Annotated in this window: 22 protein-coding genes, 2 pseudogenes and 1 riboswitch; of the genes and pseudogenes, 20 read left to right on the plus strand and 4 right to left on the minus strand. The window is 54.2% G+C overall.

Translation table 11 applies throughout. From position 1 onward, the window contains the following. Positions 1-39 precede the first annotated feature (39 nt). Positions 40-145, plus strand: a riboswitch (cyclic di-GMP riboswitch). 91 nt (positions 146-236) lie between these two features. Continuing rightward, on the plus strand, positions 237-893 hold the full coding sequence (locus tag BR83_RS15540; protein ID WP_242839657.1) for an HD-GYP domain-containing protein: 657 nt from the start codon (positions 237-239) through the stop codon (positions 891-893). A gap of 71 nt (positions 894-964) precedes the next feature. Here BR83_RS15540 and BR83_RS15545 read toward each other — a convergent pair whose 3' ends face one another. After that, on the minus strand, positions 965-2,164 hold the full coding sequence (locus tag BR83_RS15545) for a methyl-accepting chemotaxis protein (RefSeq protein ID WP_051618079.1): 1,200 nt from the start codon (positions 2,162-2,164) through the stop codon (positions 965-967). 179 nt (positions 2,165-2,343) lie between these two features. On the opposite strand from BR83_RS15545, the gene BR83_RS0109210 reads away from it, so the two are divergent. The 6 genes from BR83_RS0109210 (at position 2,344) to BR83_RS0109235 (ending at position 8,431) form a co-directional block, all read left to right on the plus strand. After that, positions 2,344-3,096, plus strand: a complete 753-nt coding sequence (locus BR83_RS0109210) for an OmpA/MotB family protein (RefSeq protein WP_027356839.1) — start codon at positions 2,344-2,346, stop codon at positions 3,094-3,096. Between the two features lie 36 nt (positions 3,097-3,132). Next, positions 3,133-3,915, plus strand: coding sequence for a flagellar motor protein (locus BR83_RS0109215; RefSeq protein WP_027356840.1), 783 nt, complete (start codon positions 3,133-3,135; stop codon positions 3,913-3,915). Between the two features lie 57 nt (positions 3,916-3,972). Continuing rightward, the gene (locus tag BR83_RS0109220; protein ID WP_027356841.1) at positions 3,973-4,446 is read left to right on the plus strand and encodes a chemotaxis protein CheW; all 474 of its coding nucleotides are present in this window, start codon (positions 3,973-3,975) and stop codon (positions 4,444-4,446) included. A gap of 72 nt (positions 4,447-4,518) precedes the next feature. After that, a complete protein-coding gene (locus BR83_RS0109225; RefSeq protein ID WP_027356842.1) occupies positions 4,519-6,600 on the plus strand; it encodes a chemotaxis protein CheA in 2,082 nt (693 codons plus the stop codon). Positions 6,601-6,642: 42 nt separating this feature from the next. Then, a complete protein-coding gene (gene cheB, locus BR83_RS0109230) occupies positions 6,643-8,022 on the plus strand; it encodes a chemotaxis-specific protein-glutamate methyltransferase CheB (protein WP_242839658.1) in 1,380 nt (459 codons plus the stop codon). A gap of 46 nt (positions 8,023-8,068) precedes the next feature. Further along, entirely contained in the window at positions 8,069-8,431 is a 363-nt protein-coding gene (locus BR83_RS0109235; RefSeq protein ID WP_027356844.1) for a flagellar protein FlaG, read from the plus strand. A gap of 137 nt (positions 8,432-8,568) precedes the next feature. Here BR83_RS0109235 and BR83_RS0109240 read toward each other — a convergent pair whose 3' ends face one another. The 3 genes from BR83_RS0109240 to BR83_RS0109250 form a co-directional block, all read right to left on the minus strand. Beyond that, on the minus strand, positions 8,569-8,973 hold the full coding sequence (locus BR83_RS0109240; protein ID WP_027356845.1) for a hypothetical protein: 405 nt from the start codon (positions 8,971-8,973) through the stop codon (positions 8,569-8,571). 420 nt (positions 8,974-9,393) lie between these two features. Next, positions 9,394-9,786, minus strand: coding sequence for a flagellar export chaperone FliS (fliS, locus tag BR83_RS0109245; protein ID WP_027356846.1), 393 nt, complete (start codon positions 9,784-9,786; stop codon positions 9,394-9,396). Positions 9,787-9,878: 92 nt separating this feature from the next. Then, the gene (locus BR83_RS0109250; RefSeq protein ID WP_027356847.1) at positions 9,879-11,447 is read right to left on the minus strand and encodes a flagellar hook-associated protein 2; all 1,569 of its coding nucleotides are present in this window, start codon (positions 11,445-11,447) and stop codon (positions 9,879-9,881) included. Between the two features lie 154 nt (positions 11,448-11,601). On the opposite strand from BR83_RS0109250, the gene BR83_RS15550 reads away from it, so the two are divergent. The 13 genes and pseudogenes from BR83_RS15550 to BR83_RS0109320 all read left to right on the plus strand — a co-directional run. After that, on the plus strand, positions 11,602-11,835 hold the full coding sequence (locus tag BR83_RS15550) for a HEPN domain-containing protein (RefSeq protein ID WP_051618081.1): 234 nt from the start codon (positions 11,602-11,604) through the stop codon (positions 11,833-11,835). 25 nt (positions 11,836-11,860) lie between these two features. Further along, the gene (locus tag BR83_RS15555) at positions 11,861-12,451 is read left to right on the plus strand and encodes a flagellar assembly protein FliW (protein ID WP_051618082.1); all 591 of its coding nucleotides are present in this window, start codon (positions 11,861-11,863) and stop codon (positions 12,449-12,451) included. Beyond that, entirely contained in the window at positions 12,452-12,679 is a 228-nt protein-coding gene (gene csrA, locus BR83_RS0109265) for a carbon storage regulator CsrA (protein WP_027356848.1), read from the plus strand. It abuts the gene before it with no gap. A 174-nt stretch (positions 12,680-12,853) separates the two neighbouring features. Beyond that, positions 12,854-13,981 carry a flagellin N-terminal helical domain-containing protein gene (locus BR83_RS0109270; RefSeq protein WP_027356849.1) on the plus strand — a complete coding sequence of 376 codons (1,128 nt, stop codon included), beginning with the start codon at positions 12,854-12,856 and terminating at the stop codon, positions 13,979-13,981. Positions 13,982-14,065: 84 nt separating this feature from the next. Beyond that, entirely contained in the window at positions 14,066-14,407 is a 342-nt protein-coding gene (locus BR83_RS15560; RefSeq protein ID WP_157832993.1) for a hypothetical protein, read from the plus strand. Continuing rightward, positions 14,397-16,382 carry a glycosyltransferase family 2 protein gene (locus BR83_RS0109280; protein ID WP_027356850.1) on the plus strand — a complete coding sequence of 662 codons (1,986 nt, stop codon included), beginning with the start codon at positions 14,397-14,399 and terminating at the stop codon, positions 16,380-16,382. Before BR83_RS15560 ends, BR83_RS0109280 begins: the two co-directional genes overlap by 11 nt. Further along, positions 16,336-18,354 carry a methyltransferase domain-containing protein gene (locus tag BR83_RS16970; RefSeq protein WP_051618084.1) on the plus strand — a complete coding sequence of 673 codons (2,019 nt, stop codon included), beginning with the start codon at positions 16,336-16,338 and terminating at the stop codon, positions 18,352-18,354. The genes BR83_RS0109280 and BR83_RS16970 overlap by 47 nt, the downstream gene beginning before the upstream one ends. Before the next feature lie 189 nt (positions 18,355-18,543). Beyond that, positions 18,544-19,284 carry an IS4 family transposase gene (locus BR83_RS0109290; protein ID WP_027356851.1) on the plus strand — a complete coding sequence of 247 codons (741 nt, stop codon included), beginning with the start codon at positions 18,544-18,546 and terminating at the stop codon, positions 19,282-19,284. Between the two features lie 254 nt (positions 19,285-19,538). Continuing rightward, positions 19,539-19,847 (plus strand): annotated as a pseudogene (locus tag BR83_RS0109295) (transposase); the annotation flags it as partial. Between the two features lie 358 nt (positions 19,848-20,205). Then, entirely contained in the window at positions 20,206-20,457 is a 252-nt protein-coding gene (locus tag BR83_RS0109305; RefSeq protein ID WP_027356853.1) for a hypothetical protein, read from the plus strand. A gap of 42 nt (positions 20,458-20,499) precedes the next feature. Continuing rightward, positions 20,500-21,168, plus strand: coding sequence for a Uma2 family endonuclease (locus tag BR83_RS0109310; protein WP_027356854.1), 669 nt, complete (start codon positions 20,500-20,502; stop codon positions 21,166-21,168). Between the two features lie 133 nt (positions 21,169-21,301). After that, positions 21,302-21,481 (plus strand): PDDEXK family nuclease, encoded by a 180-nt coding sequence (locus BR83_RS0109315; RefSeq protein ID WP_027356855.1) that lies wholly within the window; start codon positions 21,302-21,304, stop codon positions 21,479-21,481. A 70-nt stretch (positions 21,482-21,551) separates the two neighbouring features. Further along, positions 21,552-21,784: pseudogene (locus BR83_RS0109320) on the plus strand (IS110 family transposase); the annotation flags it as partial.

Consider the following 21,784-nt stretch of genomic DNA (forward strand, 5'->3'; position numbering starts at 1 on the left):
CTCAACCGCAAAGATGCAAAACCGGAGGGGCATCAAACGGCTCCCGGAGGGCAAACCCGCGCGAAAGCCGGGGACGCAAAGCCACAGGTCTAAGGTTTCCCGCAGAACGCTATATGCGGAGAACTATGACGGCTGGGCTGCAGGGGAGAAAAGTGGCTACAGGGAAAGTACTTTTCTCCCTGTAGCTTTTGTTTTACCTGAGCAGTCAGTTGAAAAACTTCTTTGGGGTGATCCCGGTGGATTCCCTGGTGCATGTGGTTGGAGCACTGTACAGGATGCTGGAGGCCCGGTTGAAAGTTGTCTGGCTTCACTCGGGGCGGGTGGCTTCCCTGGCCGCACTGCTGGCGGACTGGCTGGGGATGGGGGAGGAAGAACAAAAAATAATTTATACTGCCGGCCTGCTCCACGATATTGGCAAAATGGGGGTGCCGGGCGGTATTCTCTTCAAACCGGGCAGGCTCACGGGTGAAGAGTGGGAGGAGATGAAGAACCACCCGGTGTACAGCTTTAACGTTCTCTCCCCCATTCCAGAAATGGGAACCGTCAGCCGCCTGGTACTCTACCACCATGAGCGTTACGACGGCCGGGGCTACCCCGCGGGGCTGAAAGGGGAAGAAATCCCCCTGGGAGCACGTATCCTGGCGGTGGCGGACAGCTACGACGCCATGACCTCGCACCGGGTATACAGGCCGGCAAAATCCGGCTCCGAAGCCCTGCAGGAGCTGTACCGCTGTGCGGGCACCCAGTTTGACCCGCACGTGGTGGAGGTGTTCTGCCGTCAGGCAGCCCGCGGCGGGGTCGAGTGTTCCCTCCGGCAGCCTGATCTCCGGGCGTTAACAATTGCACTCTCCCCGGAAAAGGCCGGATCGAAAGGCCGGGACTTAAAAGGGTAAACCCGGGGCCGCATTGGTGCTCGTTCCGGTGTGGGAGATCCCGCCGGCCCCCGGCATTCCGGGCCTTTTGCTTATGCCGCACCGTTTTTATGCTCCTGCGCATCAACGTGAGGCCCGCCCTTGCGTTTGTCTTCCCCTCCGTCCTGGTTGAATTTCCAGATCTCGGCCACGGATTTCAGCCTGTCGGCCAGGCCGGACAGCTCGCCGGTAATGGCGGCCGTCTCCTGGCAGCTGGCAGCCGCCTGTTCGGCGACAGCCGCAATGGCTTCCACTCCCCCCACCATCTGCTCCGTGCTGGCCGCCTGTTCCTGGGAGGCGGAAGCCAGCTCCTCGATGCTCTCCACGGTGCGTTCGATCTGGGATACGATGTTCCGGAAAGCTTCCTGAACTTCCCCGGTAACCTGCAGGCCCCGCTCTACCGCCGCCACGCTTTCCCCCGCGGCTCCCTGGATGCCGGCCACCAGCTGGGTGATTTCCCGGGTGGCGCGGGCGGAGTTTTCCGCCAGTTCGCGCACCTCCTGGGCCACCACCGCGAACCCCCGGCCGTGCTCTCCTGCCCGGGCTGCTTCAATGGCTGCGTTTAAGGCCAGGAGGTTGGTCTGGGCGGCGATATCTTCAATCACCTGAACGAACTGGCCGATGCGGGCGGAACTTTCATCCAGGGTTTTGATCTTTTCATGGATCAGATTCATGCTTTCGATAACCCTGTCCACCGCTTGACCACCCTGCCGGGCGGTCAGGTCTGTCTCCCGGGCCACATCTGCCGTTTGCCGGGCTTTTTCCGCCGACTGCCGGGCCGATTGGGCCAGGTTCTCAATTTCCTGCAGAAGTTTCTGTACCTGCCCGGCCTGTTCCTGGCTGCCGGTGCTGATTTGCTCCGTGCCGGAAGTGATCTGGGCGGTGGCGGCGGTCAGCCGCTCCGAATACTCCCGCACCAGGCCAAACCACTTGTGCACGCCTTTTAAAACCTTGCGGATATTTGTTACCAGCCTGTTTATTTCTCCCCAGCCGAAATGGCGGTCCTCAATCTTTCCGGTGAGGTCACCGGCAATGGCCTTGTCTGTGTTGACGATAACCATGTTCACGGTGGCCTGCAGGGAAGCGAAGGCGAAGGCTGCCAGAACTCCGGCCAGGAGAATCCCTGCTGCTGCCCCGGCCAGAGTGGCGGGCACGCTGCCCCGGGCCAACCAGCCTGCCAGGAGCGTTGCCGCCACGGCCAGCAGAGCCAGGGCGGAAGTCAATAGAACGAGCTGGCGGCGCAATTTACCCACATTCTATCCCTCCGTGCGCAGTTTTCTTATATAAAATTTTCGGACATTTTGCCGGGCTCTTGAGGCAGTAAGAAAATTGTCGTCAAAAAAACTTTTGCGGGAGGAAGTTTCCTTTTTGAGGAGAATACTGGAAGTGTATTTGAGGCGGCAGGTGAAATGTGTAAAAAGGGGGTTATGGCGTGAAAAGAAACAGCCGCAAAACCAGTTACGGCAGCATGGAAAGGTGGCTGATCACCTATGCCGATATGATTACCCTGCTGCTGATTTTTTTTATTGTCATGTATTCCTTAAGCCAGATTGATATCAAGAAGTTCCGCATGCTGGCCGAATCTTTAAGTGAGGCCATGGGGGGCGGCGGGGTTGTTCTGGATAACCTGGGGCCTTCGGTAGTCCCCGGGATCAGCGGTACGGAAACGGAAGCGGGTCTGCAGGAGGATATGGCCGACCGGGCGGAGATGGAGAACATCCGCAGGGAGCTGATGCGGGAAGTACAGGCCCAGGGCCTGGGAGCCAGGGTTTCGGCTACCATTGAAGAGCGGGGCATAGTCCTCAGCTTTCAGGAGGAAGTCCTTTTCAGGCTGGGTTCAGCCGAACTGACTCCCCGGGCGAGGGAGATAATTGCCGCGGTGGCTCCGGTTCTGCTGAAGACCCCCAATTACATCCGCGTGGAGGGGCATACGGACAATCTGCCCATTCACACGGAGCTCTACCCTTCCAACTGGGAACTGTCCGCGGCCAGGGCCACGGCGGTGGTGAGGGAACTGATCCGCACGGCCGGTTTCCCACCCGGGCGCCTTTCCGCCGTGGGTTACGGCGAATACCGCCCCCGAGTGCCGAACGATTCGGAAGCCCACCGGCAGTTGAACCGCCGGGTTGATATAGTCATCCTGCGCAGCAAGTACAAGGGGGCTGAGCCGACTTCCCTGCCGTAGGCAACGGGGAATTGAATCTGGGGAAAGGGATGAAGGATGGATTTAGCCGTACTTGGATTTGTAATTGCCTTTGCAGCCCTGGTGGGCGGATTTTTGATGGAGGGGGGACACGCCACCGCCCTCCTGCAGCCCACAGCTGCGGTGATTGTCTTCGGCGGCACCATAGGTGCCACCATTTTCAGTTTTACCTTCAACGATCTGAAGCAGATTCCGCAACTCCTGCGGGTGAGCTTTTTCAGCAACATTCCCGAGCCCATTGAAACCATCGAGCTGATTGTCAGCCTGGCCGACGAGGCCAGGAGGGAGGGGCTGCTGCACCTGGAAAACCGCCTGGGTGATATTGACGACCCCTTCCTGCGCAAGGGCATCCAGCTGGTGGTGGACGGCACCGACCCGGAGCTGGTGCGCAGCATTCTGGAGGCTGAGCTGTACGCCGCCCAGGAGCGCCACAGTATGGGGGCGGGCATCTTTGAGGCAGCTGGAGGCTATGCCCCCACCATGGGGATTATCGGGACGGTGATGGGTCTGGTCCACGTGCTCAGCTCCATTGAATCCCCGGAGTCCCTGGGGCCGGCCATTGGAGTGGCCTTCATCGCCACCCTCTACGGCGTGGCCAGTGCCAATATATTCTGGCTGCCCCTGGCGGCCAAGCTGCAGAACCTGAGCAAGAAGGAGATGCTGCACCGGCAGCTGATGCTGGAGGGTATTGTTTCCCTGCAGGCCGGTTACAACCCCATCTTGATCCGGGAGCGGTTGACCGCTTTCCTCAAGCCCGAAGCCAGGCGGGAAGAGGAAAGGAGCCGTTCAGAAGAAGAGTAAAAGGAGTGGCCGGGACCCAGAAGACACCCGGACCTGCTGGACAAAGGAGAGGATGGCATGGATAAAGGGCGGGGCGAGCTGCAGCTGGTGGTGTTCCGTTTAAAGGAGCAGGTTTACGGCGTTGATATAAACCACGTGCTGGAAATAATCAGGGCTGCCGGTGTTACGGCCATTCCCGGTGCTCCGGCATTTGTGGAAGGGGTGATCAACCTGCGGGGGCGGGTCATACCGGTAATAGACCTGGCCCGCCGCCTGGGTCTGGGAACCACCGGCAGATCTGAGAATACGCGCATTATCATCGTCGAGGTGGGCGGGGCCACAGCCGGGATGGTGGTGGACGGGGTGTCGGAGGTGCTGCGCCTCTCTCCGGACGACATTCAGCCGCCCCCGGCCATGGTGGCCGGGGTTTCCGCCGCCTTCCTGCGGGGTATTGCCCTGGTTGGGGAGCGGCTGGTAATTATCCTGGATGTGACCCGTATCTTCCACCGGGAGGAAAAGGAAGCCCTGCGGGAGCTTTCCCGGGAGGCCTGAAAAGCTGCTTCTCCCGAATTATAGACGATCTGACCGCTCGCGCAATGAGCTTGGGGAAGGACGGTGGCCAAGATGTTTACCGGTGAAGAAATTGCCATTTACCTGGAAGAGCTGGAGGAAAAAATCCAGGCAATCAACGACAATGTTCTGCTGCTTGAGCGGGAGGGCGGCAGTCCCGAAGTAATTCAGGAAATCTTCCGGGCTGCCCACACCATAAAGGGCTCTTCGGCCGTCATGGGCTATGAAAAAATTACTTCCCTGACCCACGAGATAGAAAACCTTTTTGACCTTCTGCGCCAGGGCAAGATGGAAGTTTCGGAAAACCTGGTGAATGTCCTGTTCGAGGCCCTGGACGCCCTCAAGCTATTAAAGGACGAGATTACCGGCGCCGGCGGCGGGGTGGACGTTTCGGCGGTAATAGAAAAGCTGCGTTCCTGCCGGGCCGGCTGCGGGGCGGGGGAGCCCGGTGCCGCCCCGGCCGGCCCTGAGCTGCCGCCGGCCCCGGCGGCGGATGAACTGCCCGCCGGGCGTTCCGCTTACCGCCTCGAGTTGGAGCTGGAGGAAGCCGTGGAAGAAGTGGTGCGGGAAGCGGAGGTGCGGGGTTTCCAGGCCTACCAGGTGGATATCGGCATCGACCGGGGCTGCCAGATGAAAGGGGTGCGGGCCTTTTTGATCTTTGAGACCCTGCAGCAGGCCGGTGAAATTATTAAAAGCGTGCCCCCGGCGGAGGACCTGCAGGAAGGCCGGTACGGCGAGGGGTTCACCGTGGTGCTGCTGACCAGGGAAGACGCCGGTCAGGTGCGCGATCTGGTCTTTTCCATTGCCGAGGTGAGCAGCGTGGAGGTCCGCCCCATCAAGCTGCGCTCCGGGGAGCAGCCCGCCGCCCGGGAAGCCGCCGGCCAGCAGGCCAGGAAGGAGGCAAACGCTTCGCCGGGCCGGGAGAATATCAAGACCGTGCGGGTGGACGTGCAGAAGCTGGACACTTTGATGAACCTGGTGGGGGAACTGGTCATCGACCGCACCCGCCTGGACCGCTTCGTGGAGGTCTTCGAGAGCCGCTACGGCTCCGACGATCTGGTGGAGAATATTGTGGAAATTTCCAACCATCTGGGCCAGGTGACCGGCGACCTGCAGGAAGAAATCATGAAGGCGCGCATGCTGCCCGTGGCCCACGTTTTCAACCGCCTGCCCCGGATGGTGCGCGACCTGGCCCACAAGCTGGGCAAGGAAGTGGACTTCATCATCGAGGGCCGGGAAACGGAACTGGACCGCAACGTAATCGAAGTCATAGGTGACCCCCTGATCCACCTTTTGCGCAACGCCGTGGACCACGGCATTGAACCGCCCGAAGAGAGGGTCCGCCTGGGCAAACCCCGTGCCGGCCGGCTGCTCCTGAAGGCGGCCTATGTGGAGAGCCAGATTGTAATCACCCTTTCGGACGACGGGAGGGGGATGGACCCGGAAAAAATCCGGCAGAGGGCGGTGGAGAAAGGTCTGCTGACCCCGGAACAGGCCGCCCGGGCCGGGGAAAGGGAAGTCCTGGACCTCATATTCGCCCCCGGCTTTTCCACCGCCTCCAGCGTGAGCGACATTTCCGGCCGGGGAGTGGGCATGGACATCGTGCGCAACCAGATCGAGCAGATCAACGGGTCGGTGGAATTTACCACCACTCCCGGCAGGGGGACCACCTTCACCATCAAGCTGCCCCTGACCCTGGCCATCATCCGGGCGCTGATGGTGACCCTGGGGGACCAGGTTTACGCCTTCCCCCTGACCAACGTGCTGGAAACCCTCACCTTCAAGCCCGGGGAGATCCAGCGGGTGCGCCATGCGGAAGTGGTGGTGGTGCGCGGGCAGGTGCTGCCCCTGGTGCGCCTGGCCCACCTTTTTCAAGAAAAGAGCAGGGAAGAAGGCCGGCTTTCCGTGGTTGTCCTGGGTTCCGGGGATAAGAAGGTGGGCGTGGTGGTGGACCGGCTCATCGGCGAGCAGGAAATAGTGATCAAGTCCCTGGGTGGCTACCTGGGTCAGGTGCCCGGCCTGTCGGGCGCCACCATCCTGGGGGACGGGAAGGTGGCCCTGATTGTGGACGCCCGGGCCATTGTCAAGGAGGTCGGTGTGGAGGACGCCGCCCTGGAGGTGAGCAGGGCCGGGTAGGACGGTTTTACGGTCAAAATCTGCTGAAAAGGGGTATGGGAATTGGCGGCAATTCGCGTGCTGGTGGTGGACGACTCGGCCCTCATGCGCCGCCTGTTCAGCCGCCTGCTGGAAAGCCGGGGGTTTGAAGTGATCGGCACCGCGGCGGACGGGGAAGAGGCTGTGGCCAGGATCTGCGCCTTAAAGCCCGACGTGGTCACCCTGGACCTGGAAATGCCGGTCCTGGACGGCCTGGGGGTGTTGCGCAGGGTGATGAGGGAGTGCCCGGTTCCGGTGGTCATGCTCAGCTCCCGGACCACCGCCGGCGCCCGGGCCACCATGCAGGCCCTCTCCCTGGGGGCGGTGGACTTTGTGGCCAAACCCTCCAGACGGGACCAGCTGGAGGCCGTGGTCGGCGAGCTGGTGGAAAAGCTGCGCGCCGCCGCTTCCGTAGCCGCGGGAAAACTGGCCCGCCCGGGAGCGGGCGAGGTGTTGCACCCGCCTGCCGCAGAAAAGGCCGGACCTGAACGGCCTTACCTCCCGGAAAAAAGGCGCCCGGATGCCCGGACGGCCCCCGGCGGGCCGTCCGGCCGCCCCGGTGCTTCCGGTAAAAGGGGTGCATCCCCGGCGGCTCCGGCGGACTCAGGTACCCTTCCGGAGCGGCGCGCCGGAACACCCCCCTCCGGGGCCCGGCCCGCCCGGGAGAAAATCCTCTTCCCGCTTCCGGGCTTTTTATCCTCCGGGGCTTTCTCCGGTGCGGCTGCCGGGGCTGCCGGCGCCGGCAGGACGGAGGCGGCCAGGGGTACCTTTGCCGGCGGCTCTTTGCCCCGGCCGGTGCTGCTGCTGAAGCGCTCCCCCCGCGTCGACCTGGTGGTGGTGGGTTCTTCCACCGGCGGCCCGGCCGCCCTGCAGGTGATCATCCCCGCCCTGCCGGAGGATTTTCCCGCCGCCGTGGTGCTGGTGCAGCACCTGCCGGTGGGCTTTTCCGGCCCCCTGGCCGAGCACCTGAACCGGCGCAGCCGCCTGCCGGTGAAGCACGCGGAGGAGGGCGACCCGGTGGTCCCGGGCAGGGTGCTGGTGGCCCCGGCCGGCTTCGACCTGACTTTCCGGGGGCACCCCGGCCGCGTCACCGTGCACCTGGATGCCGGCAGCGGGCCTGTGCCTCCCGGGTGGTTCCGCCCCTCGGTGGACGGGGTGATGCTCTCGGCGGCGGAAGTTTTCGGGGCCAGGGTAATGGGGGTGCTCCTCACCGGCATGGGCCGGGACGGCGCCAGGGGCATGGCCGCCATCAGGGAAAAGGGCGGCCCCACCATCGCGCAGGATGAGGCCACCTGCGTGGTCTTCGGCATGCCCAGAGCGGCCATTGACCTGGGGGCGGCGCTGAAGGTGGTCCCCCTGGATGAAGTGGCGGGGGAGATGGTGAGGCTGGTGCGGGCCGTGTGAGAGAGTGTAAAGGGCTGTTGAACCAGTCAGGAGAGGAGGGCTGATTATGAAAGTGGGTGCGGGTGGATTGCAGTCTCTGGCCTCCCAGGAAGTGGCGCCGCTGCGGCGGATTGAGCCTCCGGCGGCGGTAAAGCGGGAGGATGTCTTTCCCCAGGGTGCGCCTCCACCGGAAGAAGGGGGCTTCAGCCGGGAGGAACTGGTGGCTGCAGTGGGCCGGCTGAACCAGGCGGCAGAGGCCTACAACCAGCCCCTGGAGTTTCTGGTGCGGGAAGACGGGGAAAACCTCCGGGTGGAAGTGGTGGAAAAGGATACGGGTACGGTGAAAGGGGAAGCGCCCGGACAGGTTGTGCTGGAGGCGGCGCGGGAGCCGGAAAAAGCCATCGGCCTGCTCCTGGACCGGTATCTTTAAAAATCATCAATTATCTTTTTCCCGCAGGCTTCACTGTCTCAAATATTTCCCGGAGGGGAACTTCGATGCCCTGGATGTCCCTTCCCGTCAATGAGTTCCCACCGTTCATCCCCGGGCCACTCACCCTTTTTTCTTTGTTACCCCCGCCGGTCCAGAAAATAACTTTCGGCAGCGCCTTTTTTCTTTATGTAGGCTCTGGCCTGCCCGGCCCTGTGAAGGTTGGCCAGGGCAGCGGCCAGGCGTTCTTTAACCTTTGCGGCCAGCCGGAGGTTCTGCCGGTGGATCTCATTGAGCTCAAGGAGCAGGGCGGAGACTTCCGGCCCGCCTGTGCCGGAGCCCCCCGCCCTGTCCAGCTGGTCAATCCCCGCTTTTATTTCCTCAATGGCGGCAAGGTGCCGGAAAACAGCGTCCAGCAACTCTTCCGCCGCCGGCCCGTTCCCGGGTGTGTCCAGGCGCTCGAGTACGGCCTTTAGGGCCAGCACTTCACCGCGCATTTCCTGCAGGAGCCTGAGTTTTTTTTCGTCTTGATTTTGTGGGGGCATTGTGGAATCATCCCTTTGGTCTTCTGCCTGCTCAAGCCGCTTGCTTTTGAGCTGAATTACGCTCTCAAAGACTGGTGATAACTCAGGGGTAAATGTTCAGTGACCTCGCTATGGTGCCGCGTTGTCCACGCTCACTCCAGTGCTCCGCGCTGACAGCACCGCGGCTCGCTTCGGACCGGACTAGCGGCGCTGCAAATGCGGCATGGCAGTTGCACCTTACTGTCATCTTTTTACCGTTTCAGTAAGTTACCTTTTCTAAAGTTACATTTCAGTGCCGCTGGTTTCGCGCCGCAGTCCGGTTACCCTCGCTTCGCCGGGTGCTGTTACCAGCGCTCCGCAAGTCGTTCGCTTTGGACAACGCGGCACCGTGCCGATGGTAACGGTTTTACTGAACAATTACACTCTGGGGTTTATACCTGATCAGCCGCCCGCCGCCTGTTGCCCTTTCAATTTAAGGGCCTGTTCCCAGGTGCCGGCCAGGTCTTCCAGCAGCCCGGCCACTTCGTCCAGGACGGCCGCGTCCTTTTTCACGTTCGCCTCCACCAGGCGCCGGTACATGTAATCGTAGAGGGCAAAAAGGTTTTTGCCGACTTCCATCTCCCGGTTGACGGTTTCCAGGAGGTACACGATGATGTCCTGGGCGCGCAGGCAAGCCCGGTGCGCGCCGGGGATGTCCCGGGCGGCCAGGCAGTCTTTGGCCTGGCGGATGAATTTGACCGCGCCGGTGTAAAGCATGTGCGTCAACCGCCCCGGGTCGGCGGTGAGCACGGCGTTTTGGAGGTATTGCTGGTAGGGGTTTGAAGCCGCCTGCATTTTTAAAACTCACCCCTTGGATACGCGTATCTTCTTGCCGCTTTTCAACCGTTTGGTTTGACTGAATACTTATTCCCTGCGGGAAACGACCCTTAACGGCCCTGGCCCATGCCCAGTTGCATGGCCAGCCATGCACTCTGGGCGTTCATCTGCTGGATGGCCTGCTCCATGGCGGTGAACTGCCGCCAGTAGCGGTCCTCCAGTTGCTGCAGACGCTCTTCCATGGTGCTGATGCGCTCGTTCATGGCGGCTATCTGCCGGCCGATGGCGCTGTTATCCGCGGTGCTGTAAGAGCTGCTGGTACCGGCCCGGGCGGAAATGAGGGCCATGGCGCTGTTCACGTCGTCGTAAAGCCGCATGGCGATGCCCTTTTCCGCATAGTTCTCCGAACTCTTCGTAAATAAATTCATCACTCCGTCCGGGTCCTTTTGCAGGGCGTCTTTCAGCTTTGCTTCGTCAATGTAGAGTTTCCCCCTTTCCTCGTAGGAAAGGGTGGTGATGCCAACATCGGCCAGCGTGTCGTACCTGGCAGCCAGCCCCGGCACAATAGCGGACATTGTAGCACGCATCCTGGAAACCACACTCTCCAGGAGGCTGTCGCCGCGCAGGAGGCCGCTCCTGGCCTTCTCCTCCCACTTCTTTTCCTGCTCGTCGGAAAGCTGTTCCCGCTGCTCGTCGGTAAGAGGCAGGTAGTCCCGGTAGCGGGGCTCCGTGAGCTTGCCGTTGATCTTGTCTATGATTTCGTTGTAGGCGTCGACGAAGTCCTTGATGGCGTTGAAGACGGCATCGGTGTCATTGGAGACGGTGATGGTGGCAGAAGTACCCCCTCCCTGTTTCAGGGTGAGGGTGATGCCGTTTATGGTAACCGTATTGGTAGCGCTCTTTATGCCCGTAGCGTCGCCGAAGTCAAACTCGGCGTCCTGGCCGGTGTAGAGCCCTGATTCGGGGGGGCCTGCGCTGTATAGCTTCATTTTAAGCTTCAATGTGTTGTCGGAGCCGTCCTCATTCGGGCCGGTTAAAAAGTTGTTCGGGTCGTTGGTCACCTTTATTTTCGCCGTTGCGCCCGTGGAGGTGGTGGTCAGGAAAAACCGGTTTAAAGTGGCGTCGTAGCTGGCGGTTATCCCCAGGTTGGCGGCGTTGATTTCCGCTACCACGGTGTAAATGTTGGCCGTGTTGGTATTAAATGAAAAGTCTTTTTTGCCGTTCGCCCCTTCTAAGGTAAAGGTGAGGTTGTCGTACGAAAGGTTGAACTGAGCCTTTAGGGTTTTGGTTATTCCCCCTTCAGTCTCTTCCGGAAGGGTGCCCTGGCTCACCTTGGACACCCCTGTGGCCAGCTGCCTCACCGTTACATCATACTTACCCGGCGTGGCGGTAGAGTTGGCCGTGGCGGTTACGGCTGCCTCGTTGGACGAAGAAGCCTTCTTCGCCAGGTAAGTGGCCTGCAGCTTCATGTTGAAGACCTTGTCCCGGAAGGTGCGCAGGCTGTCGTAGATGGCCCGGTAGTCCTCCTGCTGCCAGAGGAGGATCTGCTTGTCCTGGTTCAGCCGGTCCAGGGGTATCCTCTGCGCCTTCATCAGTACCTTGATAATGGAATCGGTATCTATGCCCGAAGCCAGCCCGCCGACGCGCAGGCTGGAGCTGGTGTAAAGGCTGGAAACCATATTGCTCACCCTTGCGTAAATAATTTTCCTTATTATAAGCTCGGCAGGAGAAAGCAAAACTTGAGAAGCACACACCGGTACCTTCCAAGATCCTTTGATTAAGTTGTAAATTCTACCGGTTCATTGTACTATTAGAGCAGGGGTGGGATACATTATGCCGGAAAGAAAGATGGATTGGATGAAACAGGCGCAAAGGGACCTTCTGCACGCGAAAATGGACTTAAAAGAAGGATTTTACGAATGGGCCTGCTTTTCTGCTGCCCAGCAGGCGGCGGAAAAGGCGGCGGCCAAAGTGTCACAGCCATCCGCCGGTATGACCGCGCTTGAAAAATCCCACCGGCCGGGATTATGTGCGTCTTCATCGCACCAGCACCGCGTCCCGGCGTAAATTTATATTGAACGGAGGATAAAAATTGCCGGAAAAGAAAACCGTAATCACTTTCCCCGCCGGGCTGCCGGGCCTGCCCGCGGAACTGACCGAATTCGAACTGGTGGCCGCGGCGGAAGATTCGCCCTTTTTCTTTTTGCAGTCCCTGCAGGACGAAAACACCGGCTTCATCCTGGTGAACCCTTTCGCCTTTTTCCCCAACTACGAGTTCGACCTGCCCGAGGAGGATGCCCGGGCCCTGGGCATAAAGGCCCCGGAAGAGGCGGCTGTTTTCTGCATCGTCAACGCCAGCCGGGGCCTGGCCCGCGCCACCGTCAACCTCCTGGCCCCGGTGGTGGTGAACGCGGCCACCGGCACGGCCCGCCAGGTGGTGCTGGTGGACGAACGCTACTCCATCAGGCACCCGCTTTTCGGACAACAGCCGGAAAACCGGGACCCGGCCGGCGAACCCCGCCCGGCGGCAGAGGCACCTTCCCGGCCCCGGCCGGTTTCCCCCGACCGCTCCCGGACCCAGCAGGACCCCCCGCCACGGCACCTTTCCGGAACCGGGCCCGAATCCCCGCCGGGCGATGCCGGAACGGGCAAAGGGGCAGGCCCCGCCGGGGAGGGAAAATAAATGCTGGTCCTCACTAGAAAAAAAGGCCAGTCCCTGGTCATCGGCCGGGACATCCGTGTCGTGGTGGTGGAGGTCAGCGGCGATTTCGTGCGCCTGGGCATCGAGGCGCCACCGGAAGTGGTCGTCTACCGGGAGGAAATCTACCGGGCCGTCCGGGAGGAAAACCGGGCGGCGACAACTTCAGCGAAAATGTTGAAGGAAATCAAAGGCCAGGTTAAAAGATCGTAAACGGCCTCTTTTCTTTAGTTATACCCCTAAACCTTAGTTATACCCCTAAACCTCATCCCCGAACTGACGAAGTAATAACTAGGAGGGAGATCCTTTCGGCCGGCCAAAAAGGACCCTGCCCAAAAGCCGCTGCCAGGGAAGGCGGCGAGTAAAAATTCAGGGAGGAATGAGGAGATGAGGATCAACCATAACATTTCGGCCCTTAACGCCTATCGCCAGTTGTATCACAACAACAATATCACGGCGAAGTCCCTAGAGAAGCTGTCCTCCGGACTGCGCATCAACCGCGCCGGTGACGACGCGGCAGGCTTGGCCATTTCCGAGAAAATGCGCGCCCAAATTCGCGGTCTGGACATGGCTGTCAAAAACGCCCAGGACGGCATTTCCCTGATCCAGACGGCTGAGGGCGCGCTGAACGAGACCCACAGCATCCTGCAACGGATGCGCGAGTTGGCCGTGCAGGCCGCCAGCGACACCAACACCAACACCGACCGGGCGGAGCTGCAAAAGGAAATCGAACAGCTGATTACCGAAATCGACCGCATCGCCAACACCACCGAGTTCAACACCAAGAAGCTGCTGAATGGCGACCTCAAGGGTGTGCGCGTTATCGGTGAGTCCGTGACATGGGACGAGAGGTCGTCAAAAACCATCTTTGCGAATATTGCTGCTGCTGGTACCATTACCGAGAACAAGACGTACAACGTCAAGATTACCGGCATGAGCGGTAGCACGTTTACAGTAAAGTGGTCCGACGCTTCGGGAGCAACCGGTTCCGGCACCATTGGAGCAAGCGGTGGGACGGTTACCATCGGCCAGGCGGTGGTCACCTTTGGTTCGCTGGCCACCACCGACATCGGCAACGAGGCGACTTTTACCTACAGGCAGGCGATCACCGCGCTCTCAGACCAATCACTTACATTCCACATCGGGGCAAACTCCTCCCAGACCATGGGGGTAGCCATCGAGGACATGAGCGCCAAGGCGTTGCATGTGGACAATATCAATGTGACCAATACCCAGTCCGCCCAAGCAGCCATCTCGGCCATCAACCACGCCATAGAGGATGTCTCGGCGCAGCGGGCCAAGCTGGGTGCCTTCCAGAACCGCCTGGAGCATACCATCAATAACCTGGGCACCTCATCGGAGAATCTGACTGCCGCGGAGTCCCGTATCCGGGACGTGGACATGGCCAAGGAAATGATGGAGTTCACCAAGGCCACCATCCTCTCCCAAGCCGCTACGGCTATGCTGGCCCAGGCTAACCAACAACCCCAGGGAGTGTTACAACTGCTCAGATAACAGGTTGCTTGAAAACCAATCCGGTAGGGCCGGTTGTTACAGCCGGCTCTACTCCATTGTATTAGGAAGGGGGGGTAAATGGTAATGGAGGAAAGGCTCTACCAACTAAAGGAAACGGTCAGGGAGCTACTGCTAAACCTAATCGACCGGATAGACAGCATCACGGCACTTTACGATGCCGGTGAAGGTGCCAAGGCCAACGAAAGAATGGTCTTTCTCACCGACGACATGTCGGTACTGGCAGAAGGCGTCCGCATACTGGAGGGCGAGAACTTCAACGTTAGCATAGAGGATTTAAACAGGAAACTCGACATGTTGGTGCAGCAGTTTGAAAACGAAGACTATTTATTTGTTTCAGATCTGTTAAAATACGAGTTAAAGCCTCTTTTTGAACAGTGGTGCGAGGAGATAAACGATGTCCACTGAAATCATCCTGAGCATTTGCATGATCGTAAAAGATGAGGAGAAAAACCTGCCTAGATGCCTAAACAGCTTAAAACCTCTTTTGGAATCAATGAAGGCGGAGTTGATTGTTGTAGACACCGGTTCTATCGACAATACCGTGGAGATTGCCAGGAGGTACACGGATAGGGTATACCTGCACCAGTGGAACAACAGTTTCTCCGACATGCGGAACATATCCATTTCATATGCCCGGGGCAAATGGATATTCATTATAGACGCCGACGAGGAACTGGAAAACCCGGCGGAACTGGTGTCCCTGTTGAAAAGCGGACGTGTAAACAAATACAATACGGTAAGATTTAAAGAAAAAAATTTTCTTTCCCTGGACAAGCAACGTTACGTCGTGCATGTGACGGAGCGTTTATTTAGGAACGACGGAAAGTTCAGGTATTTTGGAACAATCCACAACCAACCGGATTACAGGTATCCCGTGCTAAACAGCGATATATGGCTGGTTCATTATGGTTATATAAATGACGACCAAGAGTTAATGGAAAAAAAATTTAAGCGCACTAGTGAAATGTTAAGAAAGGAACTGGAAAAAGATCCGGACCACATATATTACCGTTTTCAATTGTCCCGCACATATTCTATGCACAAGGATAACGACAGGGCCTTGGAGGAAATCAGAAAGACATATTCAATACTTAAAAACAAGTTTCCGGAAAGGATCGACTCCTGCTACTACGTCCTAGGTGAATATGCCAGGATAAGCCTGAATGCTGAAAAATATGAAGAGACATTGCGTGTATGCAGGGAAGGAATAAAAATAAGGCCCAACTATATCGATCTGTACCTGTACATGGGTTATGCCCTTTTCGCCCTTGAACAAAAAGAAGAAAGCATGGCAACTTTTCAAAAGTACTTTGATTTGTATAACAAATACCATGAAGGCCAGGTAAACTTGTCAGAATATACCGCAGTTGAACTTTATACCATTGATACAGAAGTTAAAGATTTGACAGCCCATAAAATAGCGGCTTATCTTTATTATATAGAGAAATATGAAGAAGCGCTAAAGTATTTAGAATTAATAAAAGGCAACAAGAAAAAAATAGATTTGTTAATAAAAATTCACTTAAAATTGTCAAACTATAAGATTTTGAGGGAGTATTACCAGAACCTTCAGAATAAAAACGAAAAAGCTCTCTTCATTAAAATCCTTGAAAAGGAAAAAAATGTGCTTGAAGAGTTAAGTAGACAAAAATTGGAGAAAGAGTTTGCGCAAGGCGACGACTGTTATGCCCTGCTTAACCGCATCAGGCAAGAGGAAGACCCGGTGGTGACCATAAAGGTTTTCTTATCCCGGTACGACTTGAATAAATTGCCTGTATTTCCCTATTCTGAAATTGTAAGGTTGATGATAAAAAACAAAATGAACATCATCCCCGTGTTCACAAAGCTGGAAAACGGAGTTATCAGGAATTTAGTAAAAGACCTTATAGACAGGGACGGAAAAGCAAGGGATTATTTTTATAATTTCCTGCTGAACGAAAAAGTTGGCGGGGGTGATTTCCATAGCGAGCGAATTTATATCTCTATTGCAAGCGTAGTTTTATTAACCGACATTGAAGAAGCCGGTAAGAATAATGACGGATTAAATGAACGATGTGTAAATATATTTACTAAATACGTACAGCATGGCGTCAGTTATATCAAGAACTTGTACCAGGTGGAGCGCCTGCGGTTGATTTATAAAACCCTTGATAATATTGAGGACAAGTTTTTTATTCTGATGCACCTTGCCAGAGACGCCGCTGACCGGGGCGTCTATAAAAGCGCAATGAGATACCTTAAAGAAGCGGTAGAAGTTTATCCTTATATGGCCAAACTAATAAATTTGCATACGGATAAATTCATCGCCAGCATATCCAAAGGTGGGAGTCTGAATGGATCAGCAACAGGTGCTAGAAAAAGCAAAAATAATAAAATCTAAAATAGAAACGTTGATCAACATCGGAAAGATTGAAGAAGCGGAAAATGCTATAACGTCATATGAGCGGGTATTGCCCGTTGATTCCGATATCATTTCCATGAAATCCATTGTTGCTATATATAAGGGTAATCTTGAAGAAGCCAGGCAATTATTGCTTAAGGGGTTGGAAAACGATCCATTTTCCGGGGATCTAACCTTTAACTTGGCCTATGTGTATGAAAAACAGGGTAACTACCAAAAAGCTTACGATTTGTATATAGATGCCAAACAATTTTTAGTTGATGATAAAATAGATGTTGAAGAAGCCATTGAAAGGATTAAGAATACAAGAAAAAATATTACGACTAGGAAAAGGATTGTTTTTTTTGTAAAAAAAGGATTGGACTCCTTTCTAGATGATATTATTGAAGGGATTTCCAGAGAATACCATACCAAAAAAATTGTGGTTCAAAATTACTCACAGATCGATGAGGGAATGAAATGGGCAGATATATGCTGGTTTGAATGGTGTGACGATCTTATTATTTATGGTAGTGCTCTTGATTTGGCCAAAAATAAAAATATTATATGCAGATTACATAGCTATGAGGCCTTTACTGATTATATATTTAAAGTTCAATGGGATAAGGTAAACAAAGTAATTTTCGTTGCTAATCATATCAGGAATTATGTGTTAAACCAGTTGAAAGGACTTAAAAAGGAAAAAACCATTGTTATTCCTAATGGAATTAATCTTGAAAAGATTAGCTTTAAAAAGCGGAAGCCAGGGTTTAATATTGCCTATGTTGGTTATATAAATCATAAAAAAGGGCCTATGTTATTGATTCATACTTTCAAATCCATTTTTGAAAAAGACAATAGATTTAAGTTATATATAGCCGGGTTATTTCAAGATCCAAGGTATGTTTTATATTTCAAACAAATGATTAAAGAATTAGGTTTAGAACATAATGTTTTTTATGAAGGCTGGCAGCCTGATATAAACCAGTGGTTAGAAGATAAAAACTATATAATATCTACAAGCGTGCTGGAAGGAAATCCTCTGGGCATCATGGAGGCAATGGCAAAGGGTATTAAACCGGTAATACATAATTTTGTTGGTAGCAGAGAACAATTTGGGCCATATGTTTGGAATACAATAAATGAAGCAGTTAACATGATTATTTCAGATAAATACGATTCTGAGGAGTATAGGAGATATATAGAGAAAAACTTCTCTTTACAGAAACAATTAACAAATATATATAACTTAATTAATAGCTTAAAAGATAGTGGACAATTAACAGAAAAAAATTTGCTAAGTGATTCTCAGAGCCAAAAAACTGATGAAAGCATTAAGGAATATTATGATAATTTTTTGCAATATCTTAAGAAAGACAGAGAAAGAGAAAATCCAAGGCACAAGTATTTAAAAAAGAGATTAAGTCAAATAATAAAGAAAGGGCAAAAGGTTCTTGATTTAGGTTGCGGAATTGGTATAACAACCGAGTATATATATTCTCTAGGTGTAAGTAAGGTTGTTGGTGTGGATATATCTCCAAAGTTGATTGAATATGCTAAGCAAACCGTTAAAGGTGCCGAGTTTATCGTGCATGATATAACAAATTTAAGATTAAAAGAGAAGTTTGATGTAATATTAATGCGTGATGTGATGGAACACATAGCATTTGAAAGATATGACGATTTATTTGTAACAATAAAAGAGCATTTAGAGCCAAATGGATTAGTGTATATATCCATACCAGACAGCGATTATATGAGTTTTATAAACAAAAATCGTCCAGATTTAATGCAAATTATTGATAACAGCATAACTTTTGAGCAAATTAACTACCTTTGCAGAAAAAATGATTTAAGAATACTTTTGTTTAATGTATATGGTATTTTTATCGGAAATGAATATAATGAATATTTATTATGCAACAAAACCCAATTCGAGTCTTCATGGTATTCATTGATAAAGAGAACATAAAAGATAAAGTCGTAAACCCCCAGCTAAATGCATTGGTGTTCGGTTAAGCCCCGGATATTCCATTAGCAGCCAGAGATGGGGCTTTACCCCTGGAAAATGAGTGACGAAATTTGTTCTTTGATAAAGAAGGAATAGGCCCCTCCCTTTGTGGAATTCTTCTCCAAATAATACTCCCGAGGAGGTTCCACAGTGGCTCTAATTCACGGAAAAATTAATCCACACGAAATAGAAAACGTTCTGACCAAGATGTTTTCTCCGGAGTGGTTAAGAGAAACAGCGGCCAAAGTCGGGTACGTCCAGCGCAACCGGAAGATCGACCCGGTCACCTTTTTCTGGGTACTGGTGCTCGGCTTTGGAACCGGGCTGCAGCGTACCATTGCCTCGTTGCGGAGGGCCTACGAGACGGCCTCGGCAGAAACACTCGTCCCATCCTCTTTTTATGACCGTTTCAATAAGAAGCTCATCGCTTTTCTTAAAGCATGCCTGGCACACGGCATAGTGGAACTAGCCAAGCACGTCAGCCTTACGCTCTCAGATAAACTAAAGGGATTCAAGGACCTGATGGTGGCAGACGGCAGTATTGTCAGGTTGCACGATAACCTGGCCGCACAGTTTCCCGGGGCGAGGGGCAAGGCCGAACTCAAAATACATACCGTCATCGGGCTCACCAGCAATAAAAAGAGCATAGCCATCTATCCAGGTAAGACCGCCGATATAAAGACCATGCGCATCGGACCCTGGGTGAAGGACAATATCCTCCTGTTTGACCTTGGTTACTTCAAGTACGAGCTGTTCAGCAGGATCAGGAAAAATAAAGGATATTTCGTAAGCAGGTTTAAGCAATCGGCCAACCCGACCATCGTCTCGGTGCTGCACGCCTACCGGGGTAACCCGGTCGAAAAAGCTCAAGGAGGTCCTCCCCCGGCTTAAAGGGGAGGTTATCGACATTGAGGTGGAGGTCTCCATCAAAGCCAAGAAGACCAAAAAGACAATACGTTCGACTGGACTTTGACAGCGATCCCTGAAACCCTTGTCATTACTAGACTTTTCGCGTGGCACAATTTAAGGGGTCCAGAAATTGGAAGTAACCTCATTCCTACAGCCTCAAGGCTTTCTAAATTTTAGGTGTCAAAGTCAAGTTCGAGATTTATCATCCCAAGGGTAGCACGTCTAAAGTTAAAGAAACCTTCCGTCTGGTAGGAGTGCTCGACAAGGAAAGCAAGACGTATCATTTCTACCTCACCAACATCACGCCGGAACAGCTTTCAGCAGAGGATGTAGCACTCCTTTACCGGGCGCGCTGGAGCATCGAACTGGTTTTCAAGGAACTGAAGCGTCTCTACCAGTTGGATGTGTTCTCCAGTGGGGCGCCTGCCGTGGTAGAATCTCTGGTTCTGGTGGCCATGCTGACCCTGGTTGTAAGCCACCGGCTGCTTAACCACATGCGGTTGCTGGCTTCGGAGAAAAGTGCCCGCTTTACTCCTTTGCGCTAGGCCGAATCGTTTTACTCCATTGCGCCGGTTATAATGGCTCGCGTACTCAAGTTTATCGGAATTAACGAAGATCCTCTCCTGCTTATAATTTACTTCATGGCTGAGGGTATCGATCCCAATGTCAATAGAGAACACCTGTTGTCACCCTGGGTAAAGGCGGTAAATTCCCAGGTATTAGATGGTAATAAGTAACATATCTGGTAAACCGATCAAGTATGTAATATTGCCTCTAAGAGAGCGTTTGTCTATGAAATGAGACCGGAAAGCTTGCTTGATTTAAAAAATACCCTGGTTGAATGCTTTAAGGAAATTCAAGAAATGAGATCCAGGGTACTGAAATAAGTAGGGAGCGAGAGAAATGACTGCGGTTGAGTTTATTCGCTCTATAATATTTAATAAGCCGTGGGAACCCAAACAGTCTACGTTAAACAGATTAACTCGCGGATACCTCGAAGTTAATAACAAGGGAAATGAAAATTTTGAAGAAGCAAAAAAAGAATTAGCACAAGCAATAAAAGAACTGCAATGGGGAGGAGAATTAAAAATACTAGCAGGGCTTGGCTGGGCAACGGGTGATGTTGAATTTATATTTCAGGCTAGTAGATATTAGGTTATGAGTGTTTGGTGCCAGGCACTTCAGGAAGGTGAGTAAATGAGCACTCAGGCCGGAAAAGAAGCGGTGCGGGAGACCAGCGCAGCTTATGCGGTTGACCGGGAATCCGAAAAGACGCCGGGCCGCATGACCTTCGAAGAGTTCCTGGCGTGGGGGGACGAGGATACCTGGGCGGAGTGGGTGGACGGGGAGGTGGTGGTCCTGACCCCGGCGGCTGTGAGGCACCAGCGGATTGCCAGGTTCCTGGTGGATTTGCTGGGAAACTTCGTTCTCATGCGGCAGTTGGGTGAGGTAATTCCGGCGCCTTTTACCATCAAGCTGCCTGCACCACAAAAACGAGGGCGCGAGCCGGACATCGTGTTTATCAGTAGGGAGCGGTTGCACCGGTTGAAACCCACCTATTTCGACGGTGCTCCGGACCTGGTGGTGGAGATCACCTCCCCGGAAAGTTTCGCCAGGGACCGCGGCGAGAAGTATGTGGAGTACGAGGCGGCGGGGGTAAAGGAGTACTGGCTGATCGATCCCGACCGGCAGCAGGCGGAATTTTACCGCCTGGGGGAAGACGGGCGCTACCGGCTGCACACCGCCGGTGCCGGAGGAGTCTACCATTCCGAAGTTATCCCCGGCCTCTGGCTGAAAACGGCCTGGCTCTGGCAGGACCCTCCCCCGGCCGGGGTGGAGGCACTGCGCGAGATGGGAGTGATCTGAGCTTGTAAATAACGGCTCCTGCTCTTCCGGGGCTAATATAATGATAACGGATTCACCTTTTTAGCCATCTGACCTTATTGGAAGGAAGATCAGAAATAACCGGGGCAGCGTTGCGATGAAAGGGGGACAGCCAGTGGCGACTCAACCCGCTAGAGAGGTCAAAAAGTTCTATACCTACGATGACTATTTGAAGATAGACGATGGCAACCGTTATGAACTGATCGAGGGGGAACTGGTCCTGGCGCCATCGCCGGGCACACGACATCAGCTTTTAGTGGGCAGCATTCCTGTAAACAGGAGTAGTGGGGCTTGAGGGAAAGAAAAAATCCTGGTATGGTGTAAATGCCAAAACCCAAAACCACCAATACCAGGAGGGATCAGCGATGTACAATCCCCTTTCCCAGAAGCTTGCCATGATCACACCTGAAACCTTAATTGTGGGTGTAGACGTGGCCAAGCATACCCACTACGCCCAAATGATCAATTTCCGGGGGGAGGGACTGCACAAGCCGTTCCCATTCCAGAATACCATATCCGGCATTGGTGATCTAGTCCAGCAAATCAGGACGATCCAGTTTAAACACGGCCTGTCTAAAGTTCTGGTGGCCATGGAGCC

The sequence above is a fragment of the Desulfofundulus thermocisternus DSM 10259 genome, from assembly GCF_000686645.1.
GTDB classification, from domain to species: Bacteria; Bacillota; Desulfotomaculia; order Desulfotomaculales; family Desulfovirgulaceae; genus Desulfofundulus; species Desulfofundulus australicus.